At 59.3% G+C, this 6,179-nt stretch carries 7 protein-coding genes; all 7 read right to left on the bottom strand.

Annotated elements, in window-relative coordinates:
* Positions 1 to 90: 90 nt before the first annotated feature.
* Positions 91 to 657, bottom strand: coding sequence for a hypothetical protein (locus PXJ20_RS25100; protein WP_199540465.1), 567 nt, complete (start codon positions 655 to 657; stop codon positions 91 to 93).
* Positions 658 to 1,375: 718 nt separating this feature from the next.
* Positions 1,376 to 2,929, bottom strand: coding sequence for a methyl-accepting chemotaxis protein (locus PXJ20_RS25105; protein ID WP_421031751.1), 1,554 nt, complete (start codon positions 2,927 to 2,929; stop codon positions 1,376 to 1,378).
* A 253-nt stretch (positions 2,930 to 3,182) separates the two neighbouring features.
* A complete protein-coding gene (locus PXJ20_RS25110; RefSeq protein ID WP_421031750.1) occupies positions 3,183 to 4,565 on the bottom strand; it encodes a hypothetical protein in 1,383 nt (460 codons plus the stop codon).
* A gap of 23 nt (positions 4,566 to 4,588) precedes the next feature.
* Positions 4,589 to 4,846: a PAAR domain-containing protein gene (locus PXJ20_RS25115; RefSeq protein ID WP_421031749.1), complete on the bottom strand. Its 258-nt coding sequence runs from the start codon at positions 4,844 to 4,846 to the stop codon at positions 4,589 to 4,591.
* Between the two features lie 28 nt (positions 4,847 to 4,874).
* Positions 4,875 to 5,414, bottom strand: a complete 540-nt coding sequence (locus PXJ20_RS25120) for a hypothetical protein (RefSeq protein ID WP_421057443.1) — start codon at positions 5,412 to 5,414, stop codon at positions 4,875 to 4,877.
* A gap of 50 nt (positions 5,415 to 5,464) precedes the next feature.
* Positions 5,465 to 5,737 (bottom strand): hypothetical protein, encoded by a 273-nt coding sequence (locus PXJ20_RS25125; RefSeq protein WP_421031747.1) that lies wholly within the window; start codon positions 5,735 to 5,737, stop codon positions 5,465 to 5,467.
* Between the two features lie 48 nt (positions 5,738 to 5,785).
* Positions 5,786 to 6,179: T6SS immunity protein Tli3 family protein (locus PXJ20_RS25130; protein WP_421057444.1), on the bottom strand; the 394-nt coding region annotated here is incomplete at its 5' end.

Here is a 6,179-nt window from a genome sequence, read left to right on the forward strand (position 1 = left end):
GCGGGAGTGGCGTGTTTCGCGCGTGTGGTATTGGTTGCGGACCGATTGCTGGTCGCCCGGATACCCTTGCGACCAGCCGTAGACAACGCTCTAGCTCTTTGAGCCAACGAACACGAATGCGTCGCTTCTCGCTGAATTGACTCCGGCGGCAAACAGCTGGTTTCCAGAGAAGAACGCTTCGAATCCCATCGTCGCTCCGGCCCCTGCCGTACATGAAGCGTCGTTGAACGTGACAGTGCCATCCAGCACGTTCTTGCCGCTGGCGCGCGGCTTCACGGAACCGCTGAAGGTGCACGGCCCGTTCGAGCCCGTAAAGGTCGCGTCGGACGCCACGGTGATAGTCGTGGTACCCGCGGTACCTGCGGCCGATCCCGTCCACGTGCCTACACCTTGAGCGAGGCTTGGCGCCGTGTCATAGGCGGCGTCGTAATTCCCATTGATGGTCCCTGTCTGGCCGCCCTCTGTCACCGTAGCCGAAAGTGATTGCCTCGCGGACACCGTGCCGCTAAGGGTCGCGTGAATGGCACCCGAGCCAGGGGCAATATCGACACCCGAACTATCCGAAATCGAATTTCCGCTCACTGAGAGTGTTCCCTGCACCAGACCTTCGACCACATTGCCGGAGGAGTAGATCGCGTAATACTGCTTGTTTTCCAACACCAACGTCGAAACAGAAAGCCCGGTGCTCGACGTGCCGAGCCAAATACCCTGGGGATCTGCATTAGACGGAGCAGAAACGCCTCCGCCTCCTCCACATGCAGCCAGGATAATCGTAACCGCTACGCAAATCGCGTTTCTCGCTTGCCTTTCAAACATAATGTCCCTCCAGAACTTTAAGTCCGTCTATCCCCGAATTCACGAATGAAGCCGCCGGACGGCCGAAGTCACCTTGCGGCCTGTATGCGACGACTCAAGGACGACATGCGTCTGGCGCGCACTCTTCCCAGGTAAGGCGTTCTGTATTCGGTAAGCGAAGAGGTGGGTGGCGTTGGGCTGTGGAAATCGCAACGAAAGGAACTCGCCTCACATGTGTCGCCCAAATTTGCGCGCGTCACGCAATAGCCAGCTTGATTTGTGTCAAGCGGCGAGAACTTGACGACACGAAATTAATACATCCGGCGTCTGCAGTCGCGTTGTGCCGCCCGATGCAAAACAGCAGAGGAATAGATCTTTCATGCGGTATATACCCGCATGAATTGTCTGATTTATTTAGCGAGAGCGCTGCGGTATTAGATATTTCGTCTGGCGCGTCATAAATAAATGATCCGCAACTTTGAGACTTGCAGGTTCAACAGGTCTTTCAAGATTCATGAATTGGTTCGCACCTGTGCTGCCAGGTGCTGCCAGGTGCTGGCGAACCAGAAACTCCAAGCCCCTACCCCACCAACCGGAACGCCGAAACCGCCTCCCTCATCGACCGCGCCTGCTGCTCCAGCGCGTTCGCCGCGGCGGCGGCCTCTTCCACGAGCGCCGCGTTCTGCTGGGTCACCTGGTCCATCTGGCCCACGGCGAGACCCACCTGTTCGATGCCCGTGGTCTGCTCGGTCGTCGCGGTCGTGATCTCGCCCATGATGGTGGCCACGTTGCGCACGGCATCCACGATCTCGTTCATCGTCTGGCCCGCCTGCGTGACGAGGTCGTTGCCGTTGCGCACGTCGTCCATGGACTGGGCGATCAGCGTCTTGATTTCCTGCGCCGCTTTCGCGCTGCGCTGCGCGAGCGCGCGCACTTCGCCTGCCACCACCGCGAAGCCGCGTCCCTGCTCGCCCGCGCGCGCGGATTCCACGGCGGCGTTCAACGCGAGAATGTTGGTCTGAAACGCGATGCTGTCGATCATGCCGGTGATCTCGGCAATTTTCTGCGAGCTGCCGCTGATGTCGCTCATGGTGCGCACCGCGCGGCCCACCACGTCGCCGCCGCGCTGCGCGAGGTCCGCGGCGCCCGTGGCCAGCGCGCTTGCCTGCGACGCATTGCCCGCGTTCTGCTTCACCGTGGAGGTCAGCTGCTCCATGCTGGCTGCCGTCTCTTCGAGCGACGCCGATTGCTGCTCGGTGCGGCTCGACAGGTCGAGGTTGCCTGCCGCGATCTCGCGCGCCGCGCGGTGAATTTCCTCGCAGCTGTCGCGCACGCCGGCCACCGTGTGCGAGAGGCCCGACTGCATGCGCAGCATCGCGGCAAACAGCTGGCCGATCTCGTTGCGGCCGGCCCCGGGCACACGCACGGTCAGGTCGTTGGACGCCATGCGATCCAGCAACCCCGCTGCCTCGGCCAGCGGCGCACACACCGTGCGTCGCAACGCGAAGTGCGTCACGACGATCAGCGCGAGCGCGAGCCCCACGCCCACGAAGACCATGCCGACAATCCACGCGTAGGTCACGTTGCCTTGCGCGAGCGTGTCCTGCGAAAGCTGGTTCGCAAGGCGCTGAAACTTCTCGACGCTCGCCGAATAGGCCGCACCCGCGGGCGTGATGTCACGGCCATTGATGTCGGCGTAGGCCGCCGTGTCGCCGTTGCGCAGCGCGTCCGAAGCGCGCGCGAGCACCGCGGCGAGCTGCGTGGACGAATCCACGAGCTGCTGCTTCAGGTCGTCCGGCACGCCTTCGATGGCAGGCGCCTGGCGCAGCGCCTGGGTTTCCGCCGCGGAAAGGTCGAAGGTCTTCTTTGCGCTTTGCAGCGCCGAATCGCGCGTGGCGGTGTCGTTCTGCTCCTTGAGCGCGGAATAGGCCCGCACCATCGCGGCCCGTGTGCGCGTGCTGTCCTTGTAGCCGTCGTTAGCGAGAATCGTCTGGCTGGCGAGCTCGTGCAGGCGCTGGGCGTTGCCGTTCGCCACCTTCAACGCGACGACGCCCATCACGCCGCCCACGACAATCATCAAGCCGAAGATGACGAGTACGACGAGGAGGCTGGTTCGAACCGTTATGTTGCGCATGCTGCGGCAAGTCCTAAAGTTGTCAGATAACTGCTCCGGTAACCTCGTTAACGGCGCAGATCTTCAGGGCTTGAGCACGGCGGGGGGCGGGAACAGCAGGAAAGCGGCCCGGACGAAGCGGCCGAGATCGGAGCAGGCGCTGTGTTCCTGGTGCGACAACGGTGCTCGATCTCCCACCACAGGTCACGCTCACTAACGCTCACTAACGCTCACTAACGCTCACTCACGCTCACTCACGCTCACTCACGCTCACTCACGCGCGCGCGCCGGAACGCCACAGCGCACGGCGGAAGTCGTCCTCCAGCAGGCGACGCCGCAGTATCGAACCACCGGCCTGGATCAGAAACATCAGAAAGAAGCCCGGCATGCACATCCAGAACCACGCCGGCGATGCCCCCGCCGCCTCAAGCAGGAACATCATCAGGACGAGCACGCAGCTCACGCCAGCCGTGACCGACAGGCTCAGCATGCGCATGTAGGGCGGCTCGACCTCCGGCACCGGCGAAGGATTTACGCCGACGAGATTCAGCGTCAGCCTCTGGCCAGCCGGCGCGGCGACCAGTTGGGTGCCCTGCCCATGAGCCACCATCTGTGCGGCGAGTGCCTGGAGCAGCAGCGGGCTCACCGGTCCGGGTCGACCCGTCGCGCAATCCACGTCATGCACCTGCAGATCGAGGCCCGATTCCCGCACCGCCCCGGTCACCGCATGACGGCCCTGCGGTGACAGACCGCCCAGCCAGCCGTTCCGGATTCGCGCGCGTGGCGTCTGTCCAGCAGCCAGCAGTGTTCCGAGCGACTCCTCCACCGAATCGGCGGGCGTCGGAATGGGCCGGAACAGGCGCGCCTGTGGCCGCAGCTTTCCCTTGAAGCTGTCGATGACGCTGGGTCGGGTCAGCAGCATCGCCACCGCAGCTTCCGACCACGACGGTTCCGCTTCTTCCTCGTGGAGCTGGCAGGCGACCAGCAGCCGGAAATCAGCGCTCCAGCCGTCTTCGAACCATGTCTCGATACGGGTGTGCTCCGCATCGCAGGGCAGCCATCCAAACTGCACCAGGTCGGGCAGGTTCAGCTTCTGCCATACAGTGCGCAGTTCGGTGAGGTCGTCCTTCGCCGCCGATTGCAGGATGACTTCGACCGTCCGGTTCTGCGCAAGCCGCGAAACGCTGCTTACGAACGGCGTGAGCAGTTGCTCGACGATCAGCGAAAGACGCGATACCCCGGCTGCGCCGTCCACTTCCGGCAACGACAGAACCGCGCCTGGATTGGCCGGCGGACTGCCTTCGAGGCCGAGCAGGCGTTCGGCCAGTTCCGGCTCGGACGTCAGCGCAATACTGCGCACGATGGCGACATGCGCCTGTGTCCAGTAGCGCCAGTCCACGTGCGCGCTGCGGCACAGGAAATTCCACCAGTCCGCGCAACCGATGGAATCTTCGTAACCGGAATAGATGATCCCGCACACCGCGCCCCACACCAGCAGAGGCATCAGCAGGGCGCGTACGAAGAAGAGACCGGACATGACCGGCTTGCCCTGCTCCCACGTCAGTACGGTGATGAGAATGCCTGCGGTCTGGATGATGATGAAGGCGACCACGCACCACCAGATCGACGGCAGCCGGTCGTAATCGCGCTCGGCCACGTCCGGAATAACCCACGTCCGGCTCATGCGATGTTCATTCCCGTGCTGCGGGCGATGACCTGGCTGCCGCACTGCGTGCGGCACAGATGGACGGCCCATTTGCGGCCGTCTTCGCTATAGCCCTCCGCGCATTCGATGATCGGGTTATCGCCGTGCTGGGGGCACGACACGATGTCGTGCCACAGGGCGACTTTTCTGCCATCGAGATTGAACGTTGACGACGCGGTTTTGACGACGCCGCCGTGCGTGGTTGGATCGCCGAGGCATACGGGGGGGTTCATTTGAATTTTCACACTTTAAAGAGAAAGACTAATTCCTGTAAGCGTCGGAACAGGGGTCTGGGTTCTTCGTTCTGGCTGAAACTGGAATGCCATATAAATTACCCGGCTCACTATCTCGATAATCATCGAAATATTTATATTTCAAATTTTCCGCTCCCGCGTGCTCCCTTACAATCTCATCCGGATAGACAGATGGATCACCCATGTTCACTATCTCGTTTGCAGCTTCACCATCACCGCCTTTATAGGCTTCTATCAGCAATTTGTAGGCTTTTGCCGTATCTTGATGAAGATGTTGCTCTCCAATGCCAAACAGATGAACATATATGGCCAGCAGATACTTTGATCGAGCCTCGCCCATTGATGCCGCTCTGATCAATATATCAACATCTTCTTCACTTGGCTGCCAGGACATGCGATCAATTTTGTATTTTCTACATTCAAAATACGTCAATGCGGGTGGATAGTTGCTGTTCATGGCCAACCTTAAATACTTCGCAGCATTAATTCGATATCTTTCGGCTTCCCTCTCCCGGGCATCACTATTTCCTCCGCCACCAATGCTCATGAAATCTTCATTGGAGGCATATAAATCAGCCTGGTGATTTAGGATTCGACTCATGTTAAGCTGACTCGCCGGATCTCCTGCATCAGCCTTTTTTTGATAGATTTGCAGATCTGATTCCAATTTCCGTCTATTCTCTTCCCGTGTAATTCGCTCTCTTTCATTAATTTTTCATTATTCTCTCTTTCCTCTATAGCGCCATGAATAAGATTTGGAATAGGAACAGGCAGTACACCGTAGGGAGTTGGATAAGGGACGCATCCACCACATAGCGAATATATCGATATGGCAGCAATGACGCCAATGGTGCTAAATTTCATACTCAAGACTTCGCTCCTGACGCACCATCTGATCTCAGCAGTGAACTCTATCGTTCACTGCGGTGCAAGGATGGCATCCGGGTTGGTCGGCTTGATCGAAGGATCGCAAATGATCCTGTCCTGTCCGGATGGCGTGTGCAATCCGTCCGGCATCAGTTTCTTTTTCGATTGCCATGCACTATCTGAATGAAAGCCTGGGGGATATGGCTTGTTAAGGTCTACGGCGGGATTAAGGGGATATTCGCTAACGCTTAAATCATATTCGGGAAGGTCCATTCGATATTGATATTTTTTTGCTACATACAACTTGTCTTTGGTCGCTGCCACCGTATAGTCTTTCGAGTCTTCAAACGCGTTGAAGCTGTGATCCATGTACACCTTGGAATGAAAGGTTTTCCCGCCGTCTGTCGAATACCAGAAAGGCACGACGCAGCCTTTTTCGCCATTG

The sequence above is a fragment of the Paraburkholderia sp. A1RI_3L genome (assembly GCF_048957895.1).
Classification (GTDB): Bacteria; Pseudomonadota; Gammaproteobacteria; order Burkholderiales; family Burkholderiaceae; genus Paraburkholderia; species Paraburkholderia kururiensis.